Annotated in this window: 18 protein-coding genes; 13 read left to right on the top strand and 5 right to left on the bottom strand. The window is 74.2% G+C overall.

Annotated features, from left to right (window positions below; all coding sequences use genetic code 11):
• The first annotated feature begins 1 nt into the window (after position 1).
• On the top strand, positions 2–691 hold the full coding sequence (locus ACIPM1_RS09900) for an aspartate/glutamate racemase family protein (protein WP_402431426.1): 690 nt from the start codon (positions 2–4) through the stop codon (positions 689–691).
• A gap of 689 nt (positions 692–1380) precedes the next feature.
• On the opposite strand, the gene gndA is transcribed toward ACIPM1_RS09900, so the two are convergent.
• Positions 1381–2820 (bottom strand): NADP-dependent phosphogluconate dehydrogenase, encoded by a 1440-nt coding sequence (gndA, locus tag ACIPM1_RS09895; protein WP_356182785.1) that lies wholly within the window; start codon positions 2818–2820, stop codon positions 1381–1383.
• 315 nt (positions 2821–3135) lie between these two features.
• On the opposite strand from gndA, the gene ACIPM1_RS09890 reads away from it, so the two are divergent.
• Positions 3136–4395: a transglycosylase family protein gene (locus tag ACIPM1_RS09890; protein ID WP_402431421.1), complete on the top strand. Its 1260-nt coding sequence runs from the start codon at positions 3136–3138 to the stop codon at positions 4393–4395.
• Here the strand turns inward: ACIPM1_RS09890 and ACIPM1_RS09885 are convergent.
• Positions 4365–5549 carry a DMT family transporter gene (locus ACIPM1_RS09885; RefSeq protein WP_402431418.1) on the bottom strand — a complete coding sequence of 395 codons (1185 nt, stop codon included), beginning with the start codon at positions 5547–5549 and terminating at the stop codon, positions 4365–4367. The two genes, ACIPM1_RS09890 and ACIPM1_RS09885, sit on opposite strands and share 31 nt — an antisense overlap.
• A gap of 241 nt (positions 5550–5790) precedes the next feature.
• Between ACIPM1_RS09885 and ACIPM1_RS09880 the strand changes: the two genes are divergently transcribed.
• The 7 genes from ACIPM1_RS09880 (at position 5791) to ACIPM1_RS09850 (ending at position 13779) form a co-directional block, all read left to right on the top strand.
• Positions 5791–6603: a (2Fe-2S)-binding protein gene (locus tag ACIPM1_RS09880; protein ID WP_402431415.1), complete on the top strand. Its 813-nt coding sequence runs from the start codon at positions 5791–5793 to the stop codon at positions 6601–6603.
• A 39-nt stretch (positions 6604–6642) separates the two neighbouring features.
• Positions 6643–7800, top strand: coding sequence for a glycogen synthase (gene glgA / locus ACIPM1_RS09875; protein WP_402431411.1), 1158 nt, complete (start codon positions 6643–6645; stop codon positions 7798–7800).
• Between the two features lie 70 nt (positions 7801–7870).
• Positions 7871–9091 carry a glucose-1-phosphate adenylyltransferase gene (gene glgC / locus ACIPM1_RS09870; protein ID WP_356182771.1) on the top strand — a complete coding sequence of 407 codons (1221 nt, stop codon included), beginning with the start codon at positions 7871–7873 and terminating at the stop codon, positions 9089–9091.
• A gap of 565 nt (positions 9092–9656) precedes the next feature.
• Complete coding sequence (locus tag ACIPM1_RS09865; RefSeq protein WP_356182769.1) at positions 9657–11030, top strand: wax ester/triacylglycerol synthase family O-acyltransferase; 1374 nt, start codon at positions 9657–9659, stop codon at positions 11028–11030.
• A gap of 105 nt (positions 11031–11135) precedes the next feature.
• Positions 11136–12629: an SDR family NAD(P)-dependent oxidoreductase gene (locus tag ACIPM1_RS09860; RefSeq protein WP_402431407.1), complete on the top strand. Its 1494-nt coding sequence runs from the start codon at positions 11136–11138 to the stop codon at positions 12627–12629.
• Positions 12630–13069: 440 nt separating this feature from the next.
• Entirely contained in the window at positions 13070–13243 is a 174-nt protein-coding gene (locus ACIPM1_RS09855) for a hypothetical protein (protein ID WP_356182763.1), read from the top strand.
• A gap of 53 nt (positions 13244–13296) precedes the next feature.
• Positions 13297–13779 (top strand): GNAT family N-acetyltransferase, encoded by a 483-nt coding sequence (locus tag ACIPM1_RS09850; RefSeq protein WP_402431404.1) that lies wholly within the window; start codon positions 13297–13299, stop codon positions 13777–13779.
• A 113-nt stretch (positions 13780–13892) separates the two neighbouring features.
• Here the strand turns inward: ACIPM1_RS09850 and ACIPM1_RS09845 are convergent, their stop codons facing one another.
• Positions 13893–15236, bottom strand: a complete 1344-nt coding sequence (locus ACIPM1_RS09845) for an amidase (protein WP_402431401.1) — start codon at positions 15234–15236, stop codon at positions 13893–13895.
• Between the two features lie 344 nt (positions 15237–15580).
• Between ACIPM1_RS09845 and ACIPM1_RS09840 the strand changes: the two genes are divergently transcribed.
• The gene (locus ACIPM1_RS09840; protein ID WP_402431399.1) at positions 15581–18604 is read left to right on the top strand and encodes an alpha-mannosidase; all 3024 of its coding nucleotides are present in this window, start codon (positions 15581–15583) and stop codon (positions 18602–18604) included.
• A gap of 57 nt (positions 18605–18661) precedes the next feature.
• Here the strand turns inward: ACIPM1_RS09840 and ACIPM1_RS09835 are convergent, their stop codons facing one another.
• Positions 18662–20083, bottom strand: coding sequence for a lipase maturation factor family protein (locus ACIPM1_RS09835; protein WP_402431396.1), 1422 nt, complete (start codon positions 20081–20083; stop codon positions 18662–18664).
• Positions 20084–20230: 147 nt separating this feature from the next.
• Here ACIPM1_RS09835 and ACIPM1_RS09830 point away from each other — a divergent pair, with 147 nt between their 5' ends.
• From ACIPM1_RS09830 to ACIPM1_RS09820, 3 genes are all read left to right on the top strand, one after another.
• Positions 20231–21394, top strand: coding sequence for a DUF6777 domain-containing protein (locus ACIPM1_RS09830; protein WP_402431393.1), 1164 nt, complete (start codon positions 20231–20233; stop codon positions 21392–21394).
• Positions 21395–21525: 131 nt separating this feature from the next.
• Positions 21526–23613, top strand: coding sequence for a SpoIIE family protein phosphatase (locus tag ACIPM1_RS09825; RefSeq protein WP_402431390.1), 2088 nt, complete (start codon positions 21526–21528; stop codon positions 23611–23613).
• 102 nt (positions 23614–23715) lie between these two features.
• A complete protein-coding gene (locus ACIPM1_RS09820; protein ID WP_402431387.1) occupies positions 23716–24579 on the top strand; it encodes an Fpg/Nei family DNA glycosylase in 864 nt (287 codons plus the stop codon).
• A gap of 81 nt (positions 24580–24660) precedes the next feature.
• Here the strand turns inward: ACIPM1_RS09820 and ACIPM1_RS09815 are convergent, their stop codons facing one another.
• Positions 24661–25323: a zf-HC2 domain-containing protein gene (locus ACIPM1_RS09815; RefSeq protein ID WP_402431384.1), complete on the bottom strand. Its 663-nt coding sequence runs from the start codon at positions 25321–25323 to the stop codon at positions 24661–24663.
• Between the last annotated feature and the right edge of the window lie 102 nt (positions 25324–25425).

Raw genomic sequence — 25425 nt, 5'->3', positions numbered from 1 at the left:
GGTGCTCGCCCTGCTGCACACCTCCCCGGTGCACGTGCCCGTCTTCGACGCCCTGCGCGACCAGGCCCATCCGGCTCTGGAACTGCGGCACTTCGTCGACGAGGACCTGCTCGCGAGGGCCCGCCGGGACGGACCCGACGCGGTGGCGGGCGCGGTCCGCGAGCTGATCGGCCGCGCCGTCGCCGACGGGGCGCGGGCGGTGCTGTGCACCTGCTCGACCCTCGGCGGCGTCGCGGAGGCGGTCGGCGCCGGGGCGGGTGTCCCGGTGCTCCGCGTCGACCGTCCGATGGCGGCCGCGGCGGTGGCGGCGGGCCCGCGGGTCGTGGTCGTCGCCACGGTGGCGAGCACCCTCGCTCCGACCGTCGCGCTGATCGAGGAGGAGGCCCGCCGCGCCGGGCGTCCCGTCACGGTGCGGACCCGTCTCGCCGACGGCGCCTGGGTCCGCTTCGAGGCGGGCGACGGCGACGGGTACGTCCGTGAGGTCGCCGCGGCGGTGGACGCCGTCACGGCAGCGGACGCGGATGTGATCGTCCTCGCCCAGGTCTCCATGGCCGCGGCACGGCAGGCGGCGACGACTCCGGTCCCGGTCCTCGCCGCAACCGGCCCGGGACTCGCGGCGGCGGCGCGGGCGGCGTGGGGCGGGGTGGCCGGTTGCGGCCACCCGGGTCCCGGCGGTCGCGCCGCCGGGTGACTGGGGGCGCGGGTGTCGGGTAGGGGGGGAGTAGTCCAGAGCCGACGTCGACCGACTGCCGGAGGACGCCATGACGAACCCGTACCCCGACCCCGTACCGCCCGGGCCCACTCCGGGACCCGGACCGGGGCCCGCGCCCGGCCCGGAGCCGGAACCCCCGCACCCGGTCCCGCCGCCGGAGCCGTCTCCGGTGCCGGAGCCGCCCGCACCTCCCGGTCCGCCCCCGGGCCCCGTACCGACGCCGCCTCCGGGCCCCCACCCCGGCCCGCCGCCGGAACCCTCCCCGTCCCCGATCCCGCCGGGGCCGGAACCCGTGCCGAGTCCGGAGCCGGGCCCGCCCCTCACCTGAGGCGGGCGTGAGGCCCACCGGCGTGGGTCCCGCGGGTGGGAGGCCCACGGGCGGGCAGGGGCACATCCCCGGGAGACGCGAACAATCAGACGTGCGAACGATCGCGCGAACCCCCGGCCGCCCTGGTACGCGAACCCACTCGGCAGCCGGACCCCCGGGTCGCCTGGACCCCCGGATCCTCCGGCCGCTCGGACCTCCGGCCGCCCGGCCCCCGGACAAGCAGACGGTGGGCGCCCACCTGACGGGCGGGCGCCCACCGTCTCCTCTCCCACCGCGGGGATTCACCGCGCGCACGACAGGCCCGGCGCGGCGTCCCCCCGTCCGCGGACCTGCTCGCCGGCTAGGCCGTCACCTCCGCGCGGTCCCCGCCCCACAGCGTGTGGAAGGAGCCGTCGCGGTCGACGCGGCGGTAGGTGTGGGCGCCGAAGAAGTCCCGCTGGCCCTGGGTGAGGGCGGCGGGCAGGCGCTCGGCGCGCAGGGCGTCGTAGTAGGCGAGGGCGGCCGCGAAACCGGGGGTGGGCACACCCTGGCGGGTCGCGGCGATCAGCACCTCGCGCCAGTCGTCCTGGGCGTCGGCGATCTCCCGCGCGAACGTCTCGTCGGACAGCAGGCTCGGCAGGTCCGGCCGGGCGTCGTAGGCGGCCCGGATCCGGTCCAGGAAGGCCGCGCGGATGATGCAGCCGCCGCGCCAGATCGCGGAGACCGCACCGAGGTCGATGTCCCAGTCGTACTCCTCGCTGCCCGCGGCGATCTCGTGGAAGCCCTGCGTGTACGACACGATCTTCGAGGCGTACAGCGCCTGCTCCACCCGGTCGGCGAAGGCCCCGGCCTCCGCCTCGCTCAGCGGGGACGCCTTCGGTCCGGCCAGCCCGCGCGACGCCTCCCGCAGCGCCGCGTGGCCGGAGAGCGAGCGGGCGAAGACCGCCTCCGCGATGCCGGACACCGGGACGCCCAGGTCCAGCGCGATCTGCACGGTCCAGCGGCCGGTGCCCTTCTGCTCGGCCTGGTCCACCACCACGTCCACGAACGGCTTGCCCGTCGCCGCGTCCACGTGCGACAGCACCTCGGCCGTGATCTCGATCAGGTAGGAGTCGAGGCGGCCCCGGTTCCAGGTGCGGAAGATCTCGGCGATCTGCGCGGGCTCGTACCCGGCGACATCGCGCAGCAACTGGTAGGCCTCGCCGATCAGCTGCATGTCGGCGTACTCGATGCCGTTGTGCACCATCTTCACGAAGTGGCCGGCGCCGTCGGGGCCGACGTGCGTGACGCACGGCGCGCCGTCCGCCGCCTTCGCGGAGATCTTCTCCAGCATCGGGCCCAGCGAGTCGTACGACTCCTTCGGGCCGCCCGGCATGATGCTCGGCCCGTGCAGTGCGCCCTCCTCGCCGCCGGAGACGCCCATGCCGACGAAGTGGATGCCCTGTTCGCGCAGCGCCTTCTCCCGGCGGCGGGTGTCCGCGAAGTGCGCGTTGCCACCGTCGATGATCATGTCGCCGGGCTCCAGCAGCGGCGCGAACTCCTCGATCACCGCGTCCGTCGGGCCGCCCGCCTTGACCATGATGACCAGGCGGCGCGGCCGCTCCAGCGCCGCCACGAAGTCCTTGGCGGTCTCGGCCGCGACGAACTCGCCCTCGTGCCCGAACTCCTCCACCAGGGCGTGCGTCCGCGACGACGTCCGGTTGTGCACCGCGACCGTGTAGCCGTTGCGGGCGAAGTTGCGGGCGAGATTGCGGCCCATGACCGCGAGGCCCGTGACGCCGATCTGGGCTGTAGTGCTCATACCGCCTGCTCCTCAAAGATGCTGTGGATCGCGTGGGTACTGCCGTCGGGGGTGCCGGCCGTGCCCGTCAGTATCGCCGTTCCCGGCCCTGCGACCATCCTGACGTGCCGGTACGGCGACCGCACATCCGGCCCCCGCGGGCTTGAATACGCACGGCGGGTGCCCCGCGGCTCAGTGCGGAGGCGGACGATCCGGCCAACGGTGGCCCCATTACCGGCCACTTGGGGTGACGAAGCGGCTGATAGCCGTCTTGTCACGGCCTGTTGGCGGCGTTTACTTTTGCCCCTCCTGACGCATGTCGAGGGGGCTTGAGACATGGCCGCACGCGGCCGGCATCGCCGGTACCAGCCGAACAGGATCAACCGCGCCTCACTCACCGTCACGGCGGGCGGCGTCGGCATGGCGATCCCGCTGATCGGCGCCGGGGCGGCCCACGCGGCCGAGGGGTCCGTGTGGAACAAGGTCGCCGCCTGCGAGTCGAGCGGCGACTGGAGCATCAACACCGGCAACGGCTACTACGGCGGGCTCCAGTTCACCCGGTCCACGTGGGATGCGTACGGGGGTACCCGCTACGCGCCGCGCGCGGACCTGGCGAGCCGGGACCAGCAGATCGCCGTGGCGGAGCGGGTGCTCGACGGGCAGGGGCCCGGTGCCTGGCCGGTGTGTTCCGTACGGGCCGGCCTGACCCGGGGCGGTACCCCCGACGTCCACCCGGACGGCAGGGCGACCCGCACCACGAGAGCCGCCAGAGCCGCCGAGTCCGCCGGGGCCGCCAGGGCCGCCAAGGTCTCCGTGCCCGACGTGCGGCCGCACACCACGCCCCAGGCCCGGGCCGGCACCGCCGAGATGTACACCGTGGTCCGCGGCGACTCCCTCTCCGGCATCGCGGACGAGCGTCAGGTCGCGGGCGGCTGGCGGCAGTTGTACGCGGCCAACCGTACGGTCGTCGGCGACGACCCCGACCTGATCCTGCCGGGCCAGCGGCTCACGCTCCGCCCGGCGTCCGCGCCCCGCCACCCCGACGCCGGCCCCTCGACGCACAGGACGCCCAAGACCCACCACGCCCACACGACGCCCAAGACGCACCAGAAGCCCGAGACGCACGAGTCGGGCAGATCCTCCCAGTCCGGCTCGCACTCGACCTCGCACTCCACCTCCCGTTCCGCCTCGCACACCGTCGTCGCCCCGGTGACCGGTGCCGTCGGCACGCCGTACCACGCGGCCGGCAGCCACTGGTCGAAGGGCTACCACACCGGGGTCGACTTCGTGGTGCCCACCGGCACGTCGGTGCAGGCGGTGGAGGCGGGGCAGGTGGTGAGCGCCGGCTGGGGCGGGTCGTACGGCTACCAGGTGGTGATCCGGCACGGCGACGGGCGCTACAGCCAGTACGGGCACCTGTCGGCGATCTCCGTGCGGGCCGGGCAGGGCGTCGGCGCCGGACAGCGCATAGGCCGCTCGGGCGCCACCGGCAACGTCACGGGCCCGCATCTGCACTTCGAGATGCGGACGGGGCCGGGCTTCGGTTCGGACATCGACCCGGTGGCCTATCTCCGGGCCCGCGGCGTCAGGATCTGACCCGCGCGATGCCGGTCGGGGTCCGGTAGCGGGATGTACACACCCCCGTAGCACGGGCCGAGCAGGATCAGCGACCCCGCCTGTGCCGGTACGGCCGGGTCCGGCGGCGCCGGTGGAGCCTCGACGAGGAGGTCCGCCGCCGCTGCTTCCGGCCGACGGCCGGAGACCTCGACCGCGACTGCCGCCGACGTCTTCGCGGGCGTGAGTGCGGCCGTGGGCGTGAGCGCGGGAGGGGGCGCAGACGCGGGCTCGGCGGGCCCGGGTGCGGCGACCTGGAACTCGTACGGCCCGGGAGCCGGGACCCGGCCCGCGGCAGGCGCCGTGTGCTCCAGGCGCTCGGTCGTCAGCAGGATCAGGCCGCCCGCGGCCACCACACCGCAGCCGAGCGCGAGCGCCGTGCCCGTCGGCCCGTAGCGGAAGGTCTCGCCGAACATGGTGATGCCGACCGCCGCCGCCACCACCGGGTTCGCCACCGTCAGCGTCGCCAGCGGCGCCGCGAGGCCGCCGCCCCGGTAGGCCGCCTGCGACAGCAGCATGCCGGCGGTCGCCAGCACGCCTATGACGGCGAGGGACGGCAGGTCCGCCGCCGAGACCCCGTCGGTCCAGTCGACCGCGACCGTCTTGGTGAACACCGAGGAGATGCCGAAGGCGAGGCCGGAGCCGGTGGCGAGCAGCACGCTGCGCACCGCCGGATGCCGGTGGGCCGCGCGGCCCGCGGCCATCAGGGCCACCACCGCGCCACCGGTGACCACGGCCACGGCCGCGCGCTGCCCGGTGTCCAGCGACTGCGCCCGCGAGGAGCCCACCAGGGACAGCAGGCCCGCGAGGCCCACGGTCGCCATGATCGCGCCTCGCCAGGCGGCGGCACCGGCGCGGCGTCCGACGAAGAGCGCCGCCATCGGCAGCGCGACCACGATGGTCAGGGCGCCGAGCGGCTGGACGAGGCTGAGCGGGCCGTAGGCCAGGGCCACCACGTGCAGCAGTCCGCCGAGACCGTTCAGCGCCACCGCCGCCCACCAGGCCCGCCGGCGCAGCGGCGCGTAGTGCTCGCCGGGGGAGGAGGACACCGCGACCCGCTCCTGCACGATCGCTCCGCCCGCGTAGGCGAAGGCGGAGACGAGCGACAGCAGCACGGACAACGCGAGGGCGCTCATGAGCTGCTCCTCCGCGTGAGGCGGGGGCGGTGACCCCGGTGCGACGAACGGTCTGCGTTCATGGGGAACACCCTGCCGCGCCGGTCTCTTCCCGTCGTCGTCCCTGAGCACGCAATGGGTCCTACTGCCGATGGAGTACGCCCGGGGCCCCCTCCTCCCCCAGGTGGGCGACGGACGGCGGAGCAGCCCCGACGACACCCCTAGGGGGCGCCGGGAAGCACTGCTGCTACTACTGCTCTTCGTGGACCTCGACCCCGAACTCGCCGCGCTGCGCCCGCTCGGCGGATTCTTCCTCCTGCGCACGGGCGGCGGCGCGCCCCGCGCGGACCTGCCCACGCTGGCGCACGCCTACGAACGCCCGGCGGCGGAGGGCGCCGGGGACGATCCGCTGGCGCTGCGGGTGCGCAGGGTGGCCGACGGCATCCGCGCCCCCGAGGCGCGCGTCGCGGCCTCCGTGGCGCAGCAGGGGCTCGCCGCCCGGCTGTGGTCGGTGGCGCTCGGCTCCGCCGCCGTGTACGGGCGGATCCCCGACCTCGGCCCGCGCCTGCTGCGCTGGGACCCGCGGGCGAGCGCCCCCGACGACCTGTGGCTCACCGAGGTGCGCCCGCGGCCGGCGGACGCCGCGACCCTCGCCGACGCCGTCCTGCACGGCCATCTGGCGCCCCTCGCGGCGGCCCTGCGCGCCCGCCACCGGATCGCTCCGGGACTGCTGTGGGGCAACGCGGCGTCCGCGCTGGCCGGCACGGCCCGCCAGCTGGACCGGTGGGCGCGCGCCCACGGCCGTCCGGAAACGGCCCGACGATCCTGGGACCTGACCGTGCGCCTCCTCGCGCACCCCCTGCTCGCCGGCACCGGCACGCTCGCCCCCCTCACCGACGCCGACGCGGGCACCGGCACGGGTCCCCGCCCCGGCGAAGGCCCCCGCACCGCCGCCCCCGCCGTCTTCCGGCGGCGCAGCTGCTGCCTCTACTACCGTGTGCCGGGCGGCGGTGTGTGCGGTGACTGTTGTTTCCCACGAGCCCCGCGCTCTTCCCCGCGCGCCGCATCTGGGTGACCATGAAGGCGACCGGCCGCTGAGATCAGGGAGTTGCGGGTGCGAGTGGGACTGCTGACCCGGGAGTACCCGCCGGATGTGTACGGCGGTGCGGGCGTCCATGTCGAGTTCCTGGCGCGGGAGCTGCGGCGGCTCGTCGACCTGGAGGTGCACTGCTGGGGCGAGGGCCGCGCGGACGGCGTGGTGCGGCACCGCTCCTGGCGCACCCTGGACGGCGCCAACGACGCCCTGCGCACCTTCTCCGTCGACCTCGCCATGGCCGCCGCCGTGGAAGGCCGCGAACTGGTCCACTCCCACACCTGGTACGCCAACCTCGCCGGCCACTTCGCCAAGCTCCTGTACGGCGTCCCGCACGTGCTGACCGCCCACTCGCTGGAGCCGCTGCGCCCCTGGAAGGCCGAACAGCTCGGCGGCGGGTACGCCCTGTCCAGCTGGGCCGAGCGCACCGCGATCGAGTCCGCCGACGCGGTGATCGCGGTGTCCGGCGCGATGCGCGAGGACGTCCTCGGCTGCTACCCGGCGCTGGACCCGGCCCGGGTGCACGTCGTCCACAACGGCATCGACACCACGCTGTACCGCCCCGACCCCGGCACCGAGGCGCTGTCCCGCGTCGGCCTCGACCCGGACCGCCCGTATGTGCTGTTCGTCGGCCGCATCACCCGGCAGAAGGGCGTGCCGCACCTGCTGCGCGCGGTCCGGGACATCGACCCGGCGGCCCAGGTCGTGCTGTGCGCGGGCGCGCCCGACACCCCGGAGATCGAACGCGAGTTCAGGGAGCTCTACCAGGAGCTGAGCCGGACCCGCGAGGGCGTCTTCTGGATCCCGCAGATGCTGCCCCGCCCGGACGTGATCCAGCTCCTCACCCACGCGGCCGTCTTCGTCTGCCCCTCGGTCTACGAGCCGCTCGGCATCGTGAACCTGGAGGCGATGGCCTGCGGCACCCCCGTGGTGGCCTCGCGGGTCGGCGGCATTCCGGAGGTGGTCGAGGACGGGCGCACCGGGGTACTCGTCGCCGTGGACGGCGAGCAGGAGTTCGAGGCGGGCCTGGCCCGCGCCCTGGACCGGGTGCTGGGCGACCCGGAGAGTGCGCGGCGGATGGGCGAGGCCGGCCGGGAACGCGCGGTGGAGGAGTTCGGCTGGGACGCGGTCGCCCGGCGCACGGCGCGGCTGTACGAGGAGATCCTCAAACAGGCTTAGAGATCCTCAAACAGGCTTAGTGCTCCCTGCTCAGGGGCAGGAGTGGTGCAACCGGGTGAGGGGAGCGGCCATGCGTCGTGGTGGACCTTCGGTCCTCGGAATCGTCCTGGCGGGCGGGGAGGGCAAGCGCCTGATGCCCCTGACCGCCGACCGCGCCAAACCGGCGGTGACCTTCGGCGGCACCTACCGGCTCGTGGACTTCGTGCTCTCCAACCTCGTCAACGGCGACATCCTGCGCATCTGCGTGCTGACGCAGTACAAGTCGCACTCCCTGGACCGGCACATCACCACCACCTGGCGGATGTCCAGCCTGCTCGGCAACTACGTCACCCCGGTGCCGGCACAGCAGCGGCTCGGCCCCCGCTGGTACCTGGGCAGCGCCGACGCGATCCTCCAGTCGCTCAACCTGGTCCACGACGAGCAACCCGACTACGTGGCGGTCTTCGGCGCCGACCACGTCTACCGCATGGACCCGCGGCAGATGCTCCGCCAGCACATCGAGGGCGGCGCGGGCGTCACCGTGGCCGGGATCCGGGTGCCGCGCGCGGAGTCCTCCTCGTTCGGGGTGATCACCCCGGGCTCCGACGGCCAGACCGTGGAGCGCTTCCTGGAGAAGCCCGCCGATCCGCCGGGCCTGGCCGACGATCCCGAGTGCGTCTTCGCCTCCATGGGCAACTACATCTTCACCACCAAGGCGCTGATCGAGGCGCTGTACCGGGACGCCGAGGACGCGAACTCGGTGCACGACATGGGCGGTTCGATACTGCCCCAGCTCACCGAGCGGGGCGAGGCGCAGCTGTACGACTTCAGCGCCAACCACGTGCCGGGGGAGACCAGCCGCGACCAGGGCTACTGGCGCGACGTGGGCACGCTCGACGCGTACTACGACGCGCACATGGACCTGATCGCGGAGCGCCCGGCCTTCAACCTCTACAACCGGAGCTGGCCCGTCTACACGCACTCGTACCAGCTCTCACCGGCCCGCTTCAACGCCGGGGGCATCGCCAGCGAGTCGATCATCAGCGCCGGCTGCCTGATCCGCGGGCAGGTCACCCGGTCCGTGCTCTCCCCGGGCGTCGTGGTGGACCCGGGGGCGGTCGTCCAGGGCTCGGTGCTGCACGACAACGTCCACATCGGCCGCGGCGCCATCGTGCGCGGCGCCGTCCTGGACAAGAACGTCGAGGTGCCGCCGGGCGCGACCATCGGCGTCAACCCGGAGCGCGACGCGGAGCTCTACACCGTCTCCAAGGGCGGTGTGATCGCGCTGGGGAAGGGGCAGCGGGTGCCGTAGCCCCGCGTCCCGGCCCACCCGCACCGTCCGCACCGCCCCGCGCCCACTGCCGTGCGCCCCCAGTCACGCGTTCGATCGCCGTGCGTCAGATCGGCGTGCGTTCGCCGCGGGGGCCCGTCCGCGCCGCGTCGGGGCGCCGATCCGCGACGCGTCGCACGCGAAACCCGCGGGATGCCCGGCTGACCGGCCGTCAGCCGTGATCATGCAGGAATCGATGTCTCCCCGCGGAGGTCTCCTGCATGAGATGGACCCGGCGCCCGCGCCTGTGCGTGGCCGGCGCGGTGGCAGCGTCCGCGCTGCCCGCCGTGAGGCCTGTCCACCCCCGTCCGCGAGCGCGTCGACCTCGGGCCGGACCGCCGTCACCACCCGCGCGGCGCACCGGCCAGGTGACCCGTCACCGGGGCGGGTGACGCCTCGTACGCCTCTTCCACCCCGTTCGTCCCCCTTCTTTCTCCCCGGAGGGGACGTAATCTGCTGTTAACTGAGCGTAGCTTGATCGTACTTGACCGTAATCGGTTGAGGGCGGTTGACTGCAGACTCACCCACCGCCGATGCGAGGAAAGCCTTGACATCTGACCTGCTCGCGCCCCTCGACCTGGCGTTCTGGAACATCGAGTCCGCCGACCATCCCATGCACCTCGGCGCGCTCGGGGTGTTCTCGGCCCACTCGCCGACCGCCGGGGCGCACGCCGCCGACCTGCTCGCCGCCCGCGCGGCCGCCGTGCCCGGACTGCGCATGCGCATCCGGGACGTGTGGCGCCCGCTCGGCCCGGGACGGCCACTGGCGGCCGGCCTCGGGCGGCCCCTGGCCTTCGGCGGCGCCGCCCGCGAGCCCGACCCGGGCTTCGACCCGCTGCACCACGTCCGGCTGCACGCCCCGACCGCGGACTTCCAGGCGGTGGCCGGCCGGCTCATGCAGCGGCCGCTCCAGCGCAACCGGCCGCCGTGGGAGGCCCATGTGCTGCCGGGGGAGGACGGCGTCTCCTTCGCCGTGCTGTTCAAGTTCCACCACGCGCTGGCGGACGGGCTGCGCGCCCTCACCCTCGCCGCGGCGATCCTGGACCCGATGGACATGCCCGCGCCCCGGCCCCGCCCCGCCGAGCCCCCGCGCGGCCTGCTGCCCGACGTGCGCAAGCTGCCCGGACTGCTGCCCGGACTGCTGCGCGGCGCGCTGTCCGACGTGGGCCGGGCCCTCGACATCGGCGCCTCGGTCGCCCGCTCCACCCTCGCCACCCGCTCCACACCCGCCCTCACCGCCGAGCCCACCGGCACCCGGCGCACCGCCGGGGTGGTCGTCGACATCGACGACGTGCACCTGGTCCGCAAGGCCGTCGGCGGCACCGTCAACGACGTCCTCATCGCCGTCGTCGCGGGCGCCCTGCGCCGCTGGCTGGACGAGCGCGGCGACGGCAGCGAGGGCGTCGCCCCCCGCGCGCTGATCCCGGTCTCCCGGCGCCGGCCCCGCACCGCGCACCCGCAGGGCAACCGGCTCTCCGGTTACTTGATAGAGCTTCCCGTCGGCGACCCGGACCCGCTGCGCCGGCTCGGCGCCGTCCGCAGCGCCATGGACCGCAACAAGGACGCCGGCCCCAACCGGGGCGCGGGCGCGGTCGCGCTGCTCGCCGACCACGTGCCCGCGCTCGGCCACCGGCTCGGCGGTCCGCTGGTCGGCCAGGCGGCCCGGCTCTGGTTCGACATCCTGGTCACCAGCGTGCCGCTGCCGAGCCTCGGCCTGAAGCTCGGCGGCCACCCGCTCACCGCCGTCTTCCCGTTCGCGCCGCTGGCCCGCGGGCAGTCCCTGGCGATCGCGATCTCCACCTACCGCGGCAGCGTCCACTACGGGCTCGTCGCCGACGCCAAGGCCGTGCCGGACCTGGGCCGGCTCGCCGCCGCCGTGTCCGAGGAGGTGGAGGCCCTGATCGCGGTCTGCGGACGGTGATCATCACGCGTTTGGTGGTGCGGCCCGGCGCTGAAGTAAAATTCCGCGTTCGAAAGCGGGCGCGAGTCGGAGCGCCGCGCGGGTGACCCAGGGAACGGCAACGCGATGACGGTGACAGAGGACGGCCCGAAGGCCACCGAGGAGATGGTCTACGGACCCGGCATCGACCCCGAGCGCCTCGCCGTCTGCCTCAGTGTGCTGGAGGAACTCGACCGGCTGGAGGTCGACCACCCCGACGCCATCGCGGTGCGCCGGGCGACGGCCGGCGTCTACCGCACGGTCAAGCAGCGCCGCCGCCAGGAGCGCCGGGCCGCCAAGACCGCCCACGACAAGGCGGTCACCGAGGCCACCGCGACGGGCTCCGCGCAGCGCATCGACGACGAGACCGAGGGCATCCTGCCGTCGTCGGCGACGGAGGCGGGGCGGGTCGCGGGGATACTCCAGCGCCCCCGCTCCTGCTACACCTGCAAGTCCCGCTACGTCGAGGTCGACTACTTCTACCACCAGCTCTGTCCGGACTGCGCCCGGACGAACCGGTCCAAGCGCGACGCCCGCGCCGACCTGGCCGGCAAGCGCGCCCTGCTCACCGGCGGCCGCGCCAAGATCGGCATGTACATCGCACTGCGGCTGCTGCGCGACGGTGCGCACACGACCGTCACCACGCGCTTCCCCAAGGACGCCATCCGCCGTTTCAAGGCGATGGACGACTCGGCGGACTGGATGCACCGGCTCGCGGTCGTCGGCATCGACCTGCGCGACCCGGCACAGGCCGTGGCCCTGGCCGAGCGTGTCGCCGAGGCGGGCCCGCTCGACATCCTGATCAACAACGCGACGCAGACCGTGCGCCGGCTGCCCTCCGCGTACGCGGCGCTGGTCGACGGCGAGAGCGCCCCGCTGCCCGCCGGTGAACTCCCCGCCCACCACGTCATCGGCGCCTTCAACTCCGGCGCGGTCGACGGCATCGCCGCGCTGCCCGTGGGCACCAGCGGCCTGGACGCGCAGAAGGTCGCCGACCTCGCGCTCGTCGCGGGCAACGCCAGCGTCGCCAGGCACCTGGACGGCACCGCCATCGACGCGGGAGGCCTCGTCCCCGACGTCGTGGAGAGCAACACCTGGGTGCAGACCATCGAGCAGATCTCCCCGGTGGAGCTGCTCGAGACGCAGCTGTGCAACTACACGGCGCCGTTCATCCTCATCAGCATGCTCCGCCCGGCCATGGCCGACGCCGCCCGGAAGGCGGACCGCGGACGCTCGTACGTCGTCAACGTCTCGGCGATGGAGGGCGTCTTCGGCCGCGGCTACAAGGGCGCCGGCCACCCGAACACCAACGCCGCGAAGGCGGCCATGAACATGGTGACGCGGACCAGCGCCCAGGAGATGTTCGAGACCGACGGCATCCTCATGACCTCCGTCGACACCGGCTGGATCACCGACGAGCGTCCGCACTACGACAAACTGCGCCTGGCCGAGGCCGGTTTCCACGCCCCCCTCGACCTGGTGGACGGCGCCGCCCGCGTCTACGACCCGATCGTGCGCGGCGAGGCGGGCGAGGACCTGTACGGCGTCTTCCTGAAGGACTACGCGCCGGGCAAGTGGTGAGGGTGCGGGGCCGGTTCGCCCGTAGGCGCCCGCGCCCCGCCTCAACCGCGCGCTCTTCGCGGCCCGTCCGCCCGCGTTCCCGCACCCGTCGCTCGCTTAGCCCGGACGGGTGAATTACGGATCGCACATGATGTGACAAACCGGCTCGTACATGGCCCAATGAACACAGCGGACTTCAGATAGTTACGCGTTGTTTGCAGCCCCATCGAGCAGGGGGCCGCTCATTTGGTTAACCTGAGGTGGACGGACAGCACCAAGGGGTCCCATCCACACCCACGGTCCGTCCCGGGGCAAGCCGTTGCACCACGGCCGGCTCGGACCTTCACTGCCGGCGCCACCGCGTCCGACCAGCCTACGACCGAAATCCGAGCGGGCGTCAGGTGCCGGACCGCACACTGGCCACGACGCCCCGAGGGTGACCGACACATAAGGAGTGCGCGGTGACACCGGAGAAGACGAATCGCGAGCAGGGCCCCACGGAACGCACGGAGCGCGCGGGCCGGCGGCCCGGAGACCTCGGCAGCCTGGACGTGTGGGCCAGGTCCGCCCCGATCCGCCTCGCGGGGTACGAGGACGACCTCGCCGAGCCGCACATCCTGCCCAGCGTGGACTGACCCGCGGGACCCGTCGCGATCGCCGGCCGCATGGGCGTGCCAGACTCACGCCCATGCTGATCAGACAAGCCGTGGCCGAGGACTGGCCGCGGATCTGGCCCTTCTGGCACCGGATCGTCGCCGCCGCCGAGACCTACGCCTGGGACCCGGACACCTCCGAGGAGGACGCCCGGGCGCTGTGGATGAACCCCGCCAAGAGCGTCTACGTCGCCGAGGACGAGACCGGCGCCGTCGTCGGCTCCGCCTATGTCACCCCCAACTACGGGGGCCCCGCCGCCCGCATCGCCAACGCGGGCTTCATGGTCGACCCCCACCACGCCGGCCGGGGCATCGGCCGCGCCCTCGCCGAGCACGTCCTGGAGGCCGCCCGGGCCGACGGCTACCGCGGGATGGTCTTCAACGCCGTCGTCGAGACCAACCCGGCCGTCGCGCTGTGGACCTCCCTCGGCTTCCGGATCCTCGGCACCGTGCCGGAGGCGTACGAACACCCCCGGCACGGACGGGTGGGACTGCACATCATGTACCGGGCCCTGTGACCTCCCGGACCACGGCGGGCCGCGCCAGGGCCTCTCTTCCGGATCTTGCCCGGGTCGCGGGGCACCTCAGAAGGCATCGTCCCCCGGAGCCGGCCTGATCCGAAAGAAAGGTCCTAGTCCAGCCCGGCCGTCCGCTGCCACGGGCGCAGCCGCTCCAGTTGCTCCGCCAGGTCGAGCAGCGCCGCCTCCGAGCCCGGGCGGCCCACCAGTTGCACCGCGCAGGGCGCGCCGGAGGGCAGCGTGCCGAACGGCACCGCCATCGCGGGCCAGCCGGTCAGGTTCCACGGGGGCGTCATCGGCGAATAGGTGGTGTTGGCCAGCACATTGCGCAGCCAGCCCCGTTCGTGCCAGGGCCCGGCCTGGGGGGACCGGCGGGCCAGCGCCGGAGTGAGCAGCACGTCGTGCTCGGTGAAGAACGGCTCCATCCGCCGGCGCAGTCGCTCGCGCGCCTCGCCCGTGCGCACCCCGTTCACGAAGCGCCGGCCGACGGCGGCGTGGACCCGGGTGCGCCGCGCCAGCAGGCGCGGGTCCAGGCCCGCCGCGTCCACGGCCGTCCCCGCCGTCCAGTGCCGCAGGGCGGTGACCCCGAGCGACAGCGGATACGGCGGATCGGCGCGCCGGACCCGGTGCCCCGCCCCGGCCAGCAGCTCTGCCGCCTCCCGCGTGGCCGTGACGTACGGCTTGCCGACAGCGGTCCCGGCGAGCGGGCTGCGCACCGAGACGGCTATGGTCCGCGCGGGGGGCTCCTCCTCGCGCGCGACCTCGGTGTCCGCGAGCACCGACAGCATCAGGCGGACGTCCTCGACCGTCGTGGCCAGCGGCCCGTTCTCCGACATGCCGAACCAGTCGCCGTCGCTGATGCCCGCCGGCACCACCCCGTGGCCCGGCTTGACGGTGACCAGCCCGCAGTTGGCCGCCGGGATGCGCAGCGAGCCCATGCCGTCGTTGCCGAGCGCGATCGGCACCATCCCGGCGGCGACCGCGGCCGCGCTGCCGCCCGACGAGCCGCCCGCCGTGCGCGAGGTGTCCCACGGATTGCGGGCGGTGCCGTACACGCCCTCCGTGGTGCCGAAGACGCACAGTTCGGGCACGTTCGTCAGGCCGACGACCACCGCGCCCGCCGCCCGCAGCCGGGCCACGGTCACGTGGTCGTCGGCGGCGGGGGTGTCCGGGGTCGCCGCGGTGCCGACCCGGGTGGACTCGCCGCGCACCGCCAGGTTGTCCTTGACGGCCACCGGCACGCCCGCGAGGGGCAGTTCGGCCAGGTCCGGCCGGGCGGCCACCTCGTCGGCCTCGGCGAGCGCGGCCTCGGCGCGGACGGTCCGGAACGCGCCGACACGGCCGTCGAGCCGCTCGATCCGGGCGAGGTGCTCGGCCACGACCTCGCGGGGCGTGGTCCGCTTCTCGCGTACGGCGGCGGCGATCTCGGCGGCACTCCGGCCGGCCCAGCTGGTCACGGGCGCTCCTCGGAAAGAAATAACGGGGGACGGGCATGGTCGTACTCGCGAGTACGTAGGGAGAACTGTGCCCGCACTCCGGCCTCACGTCGAGAGGTCCGCCGTGCCGCCGTTTCGAAGGAGTCCGCATGTCCGCCGCCCCGCGGCCGTGCGCTGGGGCGTGGCTGAGGGGCCCGTCTCGCCGCCCGCGGCGTCTTGGAAGTCGTCCCGTCCGGCCGGGGCGCACCGGACGGGCGGCGCGGTTGGAACCGCGTGCGGTGGGGGAGCTGTATACCTCGTCCGCCGCCGTGACCGTCGTCCACCCTGGTAGTGGCCCGCCGACGTACGACCTACGGAGCATCCCCATGCATGACGACCGCAGCCTGGTCGAGGCCCGTCTCCGGCGCGTCCTCGACGAGCGCATCCGCCCCGCCGTGTACCCCGAGTCCGTCCCCCTGGACGTGGCGGTGTGGCACGCACCCGGCGAGCCCGTGCCGGTCGCTGAGGGGCTGGCCGCCGAGCCGCGGCCGATCGAGGTGGGCGCCCGGTGGGGTGCTCCGTGGGGAACGAGCTGGTTCCGGGTCACCGGCACCGTGCCCGAGGCGTGGGCCGGGAGGACCGTCGAGGCCCTCCTCGACCTCGGGTTCGACGAGAACATGCCCGGATTCCAGTGCGAGGGCCTGGTCTACCGGCCCGACGGCACCCCGGTGAAAGGCCTCAACCCGCGCAACCAGTGGGTGCGCGTCGGCGCCCCCGTGGCGGGCGGCGAGGAGGTGCGGCTGCACGTCGAGGCCGCCTCCAACCCGGTCGTCTTCGGCCACCACCCCTTCCGGCCCACCCCGCTCGGTGACAAGGAGACCGCCGGCAGCGAGCCGCAGTACACGCTCGCCCGCATGGACCTCGCCGTCCTCGACGAGACGGTGTGGGAGCTGGTGCTCGACCTGGAGGTGCTCGGCGAGCTGATGGCCGAGCTGCCGGTGGAGTCGCCGCGGCGCTGGGAGATCCTGCGCGCGGTGGACAAGGCGCTCGACGCGGTCGACCTCCAGGACGTGAACTCCACGGCGGCGCGGGCCCGTTCCCTGCTCACCGGAGTGCTCGGCGCGCCCGCCGCCCCCTCGGCGCACCGCATCAGCGCCGTCGGGCACGCGCACATCGACTCGGCGTGGCTGTGGCCGCTGCGCGAGACCGTGCGCAAGGTGGCCCGGACGACGGCCAGTATGACCGCGCTGCTGGAGGCCGAGCCCGACTTCGTCTTCGCCATGTCCCAGGCGCAGCAGTGGGCGTGGGTGAAGGAGCACCGGCCCGAGGTGTGGGCGCGGGTGAAGAGGGCGGTGGCGGACGGGCGGTTCGTGCCGGCCGGCGGCATGTGGGTGGAGTCCGACACCAACATGCCCGGCTCGGAGGCCATGGCCCGGCAGTTCGTGCACGGCAAGCGCTTCTTCCTGGACGAGTTCGGCATCGAGAACGACGAGGCCTGGCTGCCCGACACCTTCGGCTTCGGAGCGGGCCTGCCCCAGATCATCCGGGCGGCGGGCTCGACGCGGCTGCTCACCCAGAAGATCAGCTGGTCGCGGACGAACAGGTTCCCGCACCACACCTTCCTCTGGGAGGGCATCGACGGCTCCCGCGTCTTCACCCACTTCCCGCCGGTCGACACCTACAACTGCGCCATGCACGGCAGCGAGATCGCGCACGCCGTCCGCAACTTCAGGGACAAGGGCGTGGCCCGGCACTCCCTGGCCCCCACCGGCTGGGGCGACGGAGGCGGCGGCACCACCCGCGAGATGGTCGCCAAGGCGGCTCGGCTGCGCGACCTCGAAGGCTCGGCGAGGGTGGCGTGGGAGACCCCGCGGGCCTTCTTCGACCGGGCCGAGGCCGAGTACCCCGAGCCGCCCGTCTGGGTGGGCGAGCTCTACCTCGAACTGCACCGGGCCACCCTCACCAGCCAGGCGAAGACCAAGCAGGGCAACCGGCGCGGCGAGCACCTGCTGCGCGAGGCGGAGCTGTGGGCGGCGACGGCCGCCGTACGCACCGGATTCGCCTACCCCTACGAGGAGTTGGACCGCATCTGGAAGACGGTGCTGCTGCACCAGTTCCACGACATCCTGCCGGGGTCGTCCATCGCCTGGGTGCACCGCGAGGCGCGCGCGACCTACGAGCGGATCGCGGCGGAGCTGGACGGGATCGTCGAGGCCGCCCAGCGTGCCCTGGCCGGCGAGGGCACGACCCCGCTCGCCTTCAACGCGGCGCCGCACCCGCGCTCCGGGGTCCCCGCGGGCGGCGCCGCCACCCCGGCGGACGCGGGCCGCGGCACCGCACCCACGCCCCGCGCGGGCGGCGGACACGTGCTGGACAACGGCCTGCTGCGGGTCGAGATCGACGGGCGGGGCCTCGTGGTGTCCGCGTACGACGTCGGGGCCGGCCGCGAGACCGTCGCGCCGGGCCGCGCGGCCAACCTCCTCCAGCTCCACGCCGACCTGCCGAACAGGTGGGACGCGTGGGACGTGGACGAGTTCTACCGCAACACGGTCACCGACCTCACGGACGCCGAGTCGGTCACGGCTGGGGAGGACGGCGCGTCGGTGTGCGTGGTCCGGGCCTTCGGCGCGTCCCGGGTCACCCAGGTGCTCACGCTGCCTGCGGGGGAGCGGCGGCTGGTGGTGGACACGGAGGTCGACTGGCACGAGACGGAGAAGTTCCTCAAGCTCGCCTTCCCGCTCGACGTGCACGCCGAACGGTACGCCTCGGAGACCCAGTTCGGGCACGTCCACCGGCCCACGCACACCAACACCTCCTGGGAGGCGGCCAAGTTCGAGGCCTGCAACCACCGCTTCGTGCACGTGGCCGAGCCCGGCTGGGGCGTCGCCCTCGTCAACGACTCGACGTACGGCCACGACGTGACCCGGACCGTCCGCACCGGCGGCGACCGCGGTACGACGACCACGGTCCGCGTCTCCCTGCTGCGCGCCCCGCGCTTCCCCGACCCCGAGACCGACCAGGGCGTCCACCGCTTCCGGCACGCCCTGGTGCCGGGCGCGGACATCGGGGACGCGGTGCGGGAGGGCTGGCGGATCAACCTGCCGGAGCGGCACCTCACCGGCGCCGGTGAGGTCGCCCCGCTGGTGACGGTGGACGAGGACGCGGTCGTCGTCACCGCGGTGAAGCTGGCCGACGACGGCAGCGGTGACGTGGTGGTCCGCTTCCACGAGGCCCATGGCGGCCGCGCCCGCGCGACCCTGACGCCGGGATTCGCGGTCGCCGGCGTCACGGTCACGGACCTGCTGGAACGGCCGCTGTCCGACACTCCGGCCCCGGAGCGGGACGGCGAGCGGATCACCGTACGGCTGCGGCCGTTCGAGCTGGCGACCCTGCGGCTGCGCCGGGTCTGACGCGGCCGGCGGTGCGTGCCCGGCGGGCGGCCTCGCGCGGTCGGCCGCCGACCGCGTTCACGAGCGTCGGACCGGCTCCGTCAGCCGGGTCGGGGGCAGGAATTCGCGCACGTACGTGCGGTGCCAGCAGGCGCCGGTGGCGCGCAGTTCCCGCCAGGTCGAGTAGCGGTAGCGGAACAGCCGGGCGCGGACGAATCGCGGCGGTTCGCCGGGCGGGAAGGGGGAGCGGCGCAGCAGTCGCAGCGTGTCGCGGTCGTTCTCCAGCAGCCGCTCCACCAGCGCGCCGAACCAGGCGCCGGTGTACGCCGGGGACAGCGCGGCGAACCACATCAGCCAGTCCAGGCGCAGATGGTAGGGCGCGAACTGGCGCGGCCAGCGCCGCGGATCACCGGGCTTGCCCCGGAACTCGTACTCCCGCCAGTCGGCGTCCTCGCGCGGGACGTCGTCGAGCGTGCCCTCGACGACCACCTCGTGGCGGACACGGCTGACGGTTCCGAACGCCCCGTAGGTGTTGACCAGGTGCAGCGGGTCGAAGGAGCGGTTCATGACCTGGCGGCGGGAGACCAGGTTCACCACCGGGTGGTAGCTCAGGCAGACGATCAGCGCGGCGACTGCGAGGACGACGATCTCGTACCACAGCGGGGCGCCGGGCACGGACGGCGGGTGGGACGGGAACCGCACCACGGACAGCGCCAGCACGATCGTGATCCAGTTCAGCCAGGCGAAGTTGCCCGACATCACCAGCCACAGCTGGGTGAGGATCATCAGCGCGGCGGCGGCCGTGGCGATCGGCTGCGGGGCGAACAGCAGGAACGGCACCACGAGTTGGGTGAAGTGGTTGGCGGCGACCTCCGCGCGGTGCAGCGGGCCGGGCAGATGGTGGAAGAACCAGCTCAGCGGCCCCGGCATCGGCTGGGTCTCGTGGTGGTGGTGCAGACAGGTCAGCTTCCGCCAGCACTCGTCGCCGCGCAGCTTGATCAACCCCGCGCCGAACTCCACCCGGAAGAGGATCCAGCGCAGCAGGAACAGCACGACGACGGGCGGCGCGACCTCGTCGTTGCCGAGGAAGACGGCGAGGAAGCCGGTCTCCAGCAGCAGCGACTCCCAGCCGAAGGCGTACCAGGTCTGGCCGACGTTGACGACGGACAGGTACAGCGCCCAGGGCACCAGCCACAGCAGCATGGCCCCCCACAGCGGCAGTGCCGCGTCCAGCCCGGCGACCAGCGCGGCGGACACGGCGCACCCCGCCCACGCGCAGGCCGCGAAGAAGCGGTCCGAGTAGTGCAGGTGGAAGAGGCTCGGCGCCCCCCGGAACGGCACCCGGGCCACGAAGCGGGGGATCGGCAGCATGCCGCGCTCACCGAGCAGCGCCCGGAACTGCAGCGCCGCCGTCAGGAACGCGACCAGGTAGAGCGTGGCCAGGGCCCGCTGGAAGACCAGCCGGCTCAGCCAGTAGTCGGGTGCGGTGAACCAGCCCACGGCCGTGCGCTCCTCTCTCCCCGCCGGCCCCACCCGTGGTCACTGTGGGTGCCCGAACGCTCCGCTTGCGTGATCCGTGCCCGTGGCGCAGAGAATGGTGCAGCGGACCACAGGGACGAAACGTCCCGGACGAAGCAGGAGAACGGGGTGCGGACACCCAGCGGAACCTTCGCCACGGCTTGCGCCCTCTCGGTCGTGCTCCTCGTCGCCGGATGCGTCGGCGGCGAGCGGACCACCAGGCTGAACGTGGAGCTCTTCCTGGAACCGGCCGCGGAGCGGGGGCCCGACCCCTTCACGGACTCCACGGCCATCTCCCTGGCTACCCCGCCCCCGGCCACCCGAACACCGCGGCCGGCCCGGCCGGCGCCGTCCGTGCCGTCGGTCCCGAAGGTGCCGTCGGTGAAACCCCCGTCCGCCCCGCGGGGAGTGCGCTCCCTGGTCGGCAGCATGCCGGGACTGTACGGCGGCACGCCTCGCGTCGCCGCCTGCGACGTACGGCGGCAGATCTCCCACCTGACCGCCGACGGCGCCAGGGCGCGCGTCTTCGCCGAGGTCCTGGGCGTGGCCGCGAAGTCCCTGCCCGGCTATCTCGGCGGCCTGACCCCGGTCGTGCTGCGCGCCGACACCCGCGTCACCGACCACGGCTTCCGCGACGGCCGCGCGACCACCCGGCAGTCCGTGCTCCAGTCCGGCACGGCCGTCCTCGTCGACGACCACGGGCTGCCGCGCCTGCGCTGCGTCTGCGGCAACCCCCTCGAACCCCCGGTGGCCATGGCGGGCGCCCCGCTCGCCCGGGGCCGCCCGTGGTCCGCGTACCGCTCCTCCGAGGTGGTCGTGGTCTCCCCGGCGCCGCACGCGGTCACCAGGCTCACGATCGTCGACGCCGCCCACGGCACCTGGATCGAGCGGTCGGTCGGCCAGGACGTCCGGCGCGACCGCGTCGTACCGCCGCCGCGCGGGGCGGACGAGCCCACGTGGGGGCAGACACACGGTCACGGCTCGCACGACGGCGGCGACTCGGACCGTCCGGACCAGGACGCGACCGGGACGGAGACCGGGCCCCGGGTGCCCCCGGGCGACGGGATCTCCCTGCCGCGCTCCTCACCGGACCCGGACCTCGCGGGGCAGGCTCCCCCGGGTGCCGGGCCGCCCCCGGCCCGCTCCGGACTCTCCGCCGCCTACGGCACCTCCGACCCCGCCGGGCCCGTCGCCGGGGCGGGCGCCGCCGACGGCCCCGGCCCGCCGGCCGTGCCCGACCACCCCGGCCCCTCCGACGACGGCGGCGCGTCGATCTCCGAAGAGAGCACGTGAGCGGCGTCCTCCTCGGCGCCCGCTCCGGCGGCGGCACCGCGTGAAAGCCGCCTCGCGCGGTCCCCGCCCGGGACCGCGCGAGGCGCCCACCCCGGCTCGAAGAATCAGACGATCCCTGGCAAGGTGGCCCCATGGCTGAACGGGGAGCGAACGCCCTGTCACTCCCGGACGACTGGCCCGCGCACTCGGATCCGATCCTGGCGCTGAACCGCATGGGCAGCTTCGACTGGGACTTGGACGCGGGTCTGTTCGTCATGGACCCCCTGGCCGAGGAGATCTTCGACGTCCGGCCCGGCGAGTACGACGGCCGGCCCGAGAGCCTGGCCGACCGGATGCCGCGGGCCGAGAGCCACCGCCTCGACGCACTGGTGGCCAAGGCGCTCAAGGACGGCAGCGAGAACTACGGCACCTACTTCCGCATCCGCCGCCGCGACGGCAGCCTGCGCTGGACCCACACCCAGGGCTACATCCGGCGCGACGAGACGGGCCGCCCGCGCCGGATCATCGGCATCGTCCGGGATGCGACCGAGGAGCTCGGCGACAGCGCGGCCCGGCAGGAGCGCGCCGCGCAGGCGGCGGCCCGGCGCGACCAGACCAACGTGGTGGAGGCCGCCACCGCCGCGCTCGCCCACGCCCGCACGGTCCAGGACGTCATCGACGTGGTCAAGGACACCCGTGGCCTCGCCCTGCTCGGCTCCACCAGCCTCGTCCTCGGCCTGGTCGAGGCGGGCCGGATCCGGCTGGTCGCCGAGGGCCCGGCGGGCAGCTTCGTGCCCGGCACCCTGGTCACCCGGATCGACGAGCCCTACCCGATGAGCGAGACGGTACGGACCCTGAGCCCGTGCTTCATCGAGTCCCCGGAGGACTTCTCCGAGCGCTTCCCCGTCCTGTGGCCGCACATCACCGGGCTGAACATCACCTCGGCGGCCTATCTGCCGCTGATCGCCCAGGCCCGCCCGATCGGCTCCATGGGTCTGCTCTACAACGACCGGCGCGGCTTCTCCCAGGAGGAGCGCAACGTGCTGGTCGCCCTCGGCAGCAGCATCGCGCAGAGCCTGCAGCGGGCCATGCTCTACGAGCAGGAGAAGGACCTGGCGCAGGGCCTGCAGCAGGCGATGCTGCCGCGCACCATCCCCAGCGTGCCCGGCGCCGACGTCGCGGTGCGCTACCGCTCCGGGTACGCCGGCGGCTCCCTGGGCCGCGACATCGGCGGCGACTGGTACGACCTGATCCCGCTCCCGGGCGGACGGGTCGGCGCCGTCATCGGTGACGTCCAGGGCCACGACACGCACGCCGCCGCCGTCATGGGCCAGCTGCGCATCGTGCTGCGCGCCTACGCCGCCGAGGGCCACACGCCGGCCACGGTGATGGCCCGCGCCTCCGTCTTCCTGCACGAACTGGACACCGACCGCTTCGCCACCTGCCTCTACGCGGAGGCCGACCTGTCCACCGGCATCGTGCAGGTGGTGCGGGCCGGGCACATCGACCCGCTGGTGCGGGGCGACGACGGCACCTGCCGCCGTATCGCGGTCGACGGCGGTCTGCCGCTCGGGCTGTCCGCCGAGTTCGGCAGCCTGGAGTACCCCGTCGCCGCCCTGGAGCTCGACCCCGGCCAGACCCTGGTGCTGTGCACCGACGGCCTGGTGGAGCAGCCCGGGACCGACCTGGACGACGGCATGAGCGATCTCAGCGCGCTGATCGCCGGGGGCCCGGAGGACGTACGGGACCTCGCCGACCTGCTCATCGACGCGGCCGAGGAGCGCGGCGGAGACGACGACGTGGCCCTGCTGGTGCTGCGCCGCCGCGGACTGACCGAGCGGCAGCCCGTCAGCCGGCTCCAGCGGCACGTGGTCCCCGGCGACCCGGACGGGCTGAGCGACACCCGGCACATGATCCGCTCCACGGTCCGCGCCTGGGGCGCCCGGGAACGCTCCGACGAGATCGAACTCGTGGCCGACGAGCTGATCACCAACGCCCTGATGCACACCGAGGGCGCCGCGATCGTCACCCTGCGGGTGCTCACCGGCACCGACCGGCGGCTGCGGGTCGAGGTCGAGGACTCCTCCAGCGCCCTGCCGCGCCGGCGGGAACCGGGGGAGGCGGGCGTCTCCGGCCGCGGGCTGCTGCTGGTGGACCGCCTCACCGACGTGTGGGGCGTCGAGGCCCGGGGCGGCGGCAAGTGCATGTGGTGCGAGTTCGTCGTGCCGGACCGCGCCTGACCGGCGCGGCCGGGGGCGTGGCCGGAGGGCGCGGAGCCGGGCCCGGAGGCTCACCGGGTGCGCCCGCGCGGCGTTGCCGGTGCCGGGTGGCACTCTGGACCTATGCCGGAACTGCCCGAGGTCGAAGCGCTCAGGGACTTCCTCACCGACCACCTCGTCGGCCACGAGATGGTCCGGGTGCTGCCCGTCGCCGTCAGCGTCCTCAAGACCTACGACCCGCCCGTCACCGCCCTGCAGGGCCGGCCGGTCACGGCGGTGGGCCGGTACGGCAAGTTCCTCGCCGTCGCGACGGAGGGCGGCCCGCACCTGGTGACCCACCTCGCCCGCGCGGGCTGGCTGCAGTGGAAGGACCCGCTGCCGCAGGCCCCGCCACGCCCCGGCAAGGGTCCGCTCGCGCTGCGCGTCGCCCTGGAGACCGGCGCGGGCTTCGACCTCACCGAGGCCGGCACCCAGAAGCGGCTCGCGGTGTACGTCGTGGGGGATCCGCGGGACGTGCCGGGGGTGGCCCGGCTCGGTCCGGACCCGCTGGCCGACGACTTCGACGAGGCGCGCCTCGCGGGCCTGCTCGCGGGGGAGCGCCGCCAGATCAAGGGCGCGCTGCGCGACCAGAGCCTGATCGCGGGAGTGGGCAACGCCTACAGCGACGAGATCCTGCACGCGGCGAGGATGTCCCCGTTCAAGCTCGCCGCCTCCCTCACCCCGGAGGAGACCGCGCGACTGCACGCGGCGCTGCGCGCCACCCTGACGGAGGCCGTCGAGCGCTCCCGGGGCATCGCCGCCGGACGGCTCAAGGCCGAGAAGAAGAGCGGCCTGCGGGTGCACGGCCGCACCGGCGAGCCCTGCCCGGTCTGCGGAGACACCATCCGTGAGGTCTCGTTCAGCGACTCGTCCCTGCAGTACTGCCCGACCTGCCAGACGGGCGGCAAGCCGCTGGCGGACCGCAGACTGTCCCGGCTGCTGAAGTAGCCGCCGCCCGGAGCGCGGGGCACCACCGAAGTCCGGGGGCGGCCCGGACCCCGGCGCCCCTCCTGCGGGCCGCGGCGCCGATCAGTGCGAGGCCAGGGTCACCAGGGGCCGCCCGTCCTCCGTGCGCACCTCGAAGCGGGCGATCTCGTCCGGATGCATCGCGCTCCCGCCCGCCATGGTCTTCGGCCGGGCGTCGTGCGAGGGGACCGCCCAGCTGGTCACCGTCTGCTCCGAGCCGTCGCGGCCGACGGCGACGAGCCGGCAGGAGCGGGGGCCGGTCCCGTCCTTGATCCGCAGCTCGACCTGGCTGCCCCAGTCCGCGTTCTCCGCGCTGACCTGCGCCCACACACCCGTCCGCGCGTCGGTCGCGGAGACCCGCATCGGCTCCTTCCCGGCCCCCGCCCCGGCCTCGGCCACGAAGGCGATCCCGGGTCCGGCCACGGCGAACACCACCGAGGCGGCCACGGCGTACAGCAGGCGCCGGCGTCCGCTCCGGCGGCGCCGGGACACCTCGCCGACCAGCCGGTCCAGCAACCGGGGGCCGGGCTGCGTCATGGGGTGCACGAAGCGCGGCGTGGCGCGCCGGTACAGCATCAGCTGCCGCGCGGTGGGACCGAACTCGGTGACGTGCGCCGCGCAGCGCGGGCACTCCATGAGGTGGTCCTCGAAGCGGAAGGCGTCCGCCTCGTCCAGCACGCCGAGCGCGTACGCGCCGACGTCGCGATGCCGTTCCAGGGACCTCATGCCGAATCCTCGTGCCGATGAGTGCGGGTGGGGTTACTCCTTGCTCCCACCCGTACGCACCGGACAGCCGAATCACTCAAGCCACGGATCACAGAATGGCAA

It is taken from the genome of Streptomyces sp. NPDC086766 (assembly GCF_044746005.1).
In the GTDB taxonomy this organism is placed as follows: Bacteria; Actinomycetota; Actinomycetes; order Streptomycetales; family Streptomycetaceae; genus Streptomyces.
This window is presented reverse-complemented; position numbering and strand designations above follow the sequence as displayed.

Bases quoted from the DNA above. Each gene is read 5' to 3' on its own strand.
- ACIPM1_RS09820 (WP_402431387.1), top strand. From the start codon at position 23,716: ATGCCGGAACTGCCCGAGGTCGAAGCGCTCAGGGACTTCCTCACCGAC.
- gndA (WP_356182785.1), bottom strand. From the start codon at position 2,820: ATGAGCACTACAGCCCAGATCGGCGTCACGGGCCTCGCGGTCATGGGC.
- glgC (WP_356182771.1), top strand. From the start codon at position 7,871: ATGCGTCGTGGTGGACCTTCGGTCCTCGGAATCGTCCTGGCGGGCGGG.
- ACIPM1_RS09840 (WP_402431399.1), top strand. From the start codon at position 15,581: ATGCATGACGACCGCAGCCTGGTCGAGGCCCGTCTCCGGCGCGTCCTC.
- ACIPM1_RS09860 (WP_402431407.1), top strand. From the start codon at position 11,136: ATGACGGTGACAGAGGACGGCCCGAAGGCCACCGAGGAGATGGTCTAC.
- ACIPM1_RS09890 (WP_402431421.1), top strand. From the start codon at position 3,136: ATGGCCGCACGCGGCCGGCATCGCCGGTACCAGCCGAACAGGATCAAC.
- ACIPM1_RS09815 (WP_402431384.1), bottom strand. From the start codon at position 25,323: ATGAGGTCCCTGGAACGGCATCGCGACGTCGGCGCGTACGCGCTCGGC.
- ACIPM1_RS09885 (WP_402431418.1), bottom strand. From the start codon at position 5,549: ATGAGCGCCCTCGCGTTGTCCGTGCTGCTGTCGCTCGTCTCCGCCTTC.
- ACIPM1_RS09850 (WP_402431404.1), top strand. From the start codon at position 13,297: ATGCTGATCAGACAAGCCGTGGCCGAGGACTGGCCGCGGATCTGGCCC.
- ACIPM1_RS09825 (WP_402431390.1), top strand. From the start codon at position 21,526: ATGGCTGAACGGGGAGCGAACGCCCTGTCACTCCCGGACGACTGGCCC.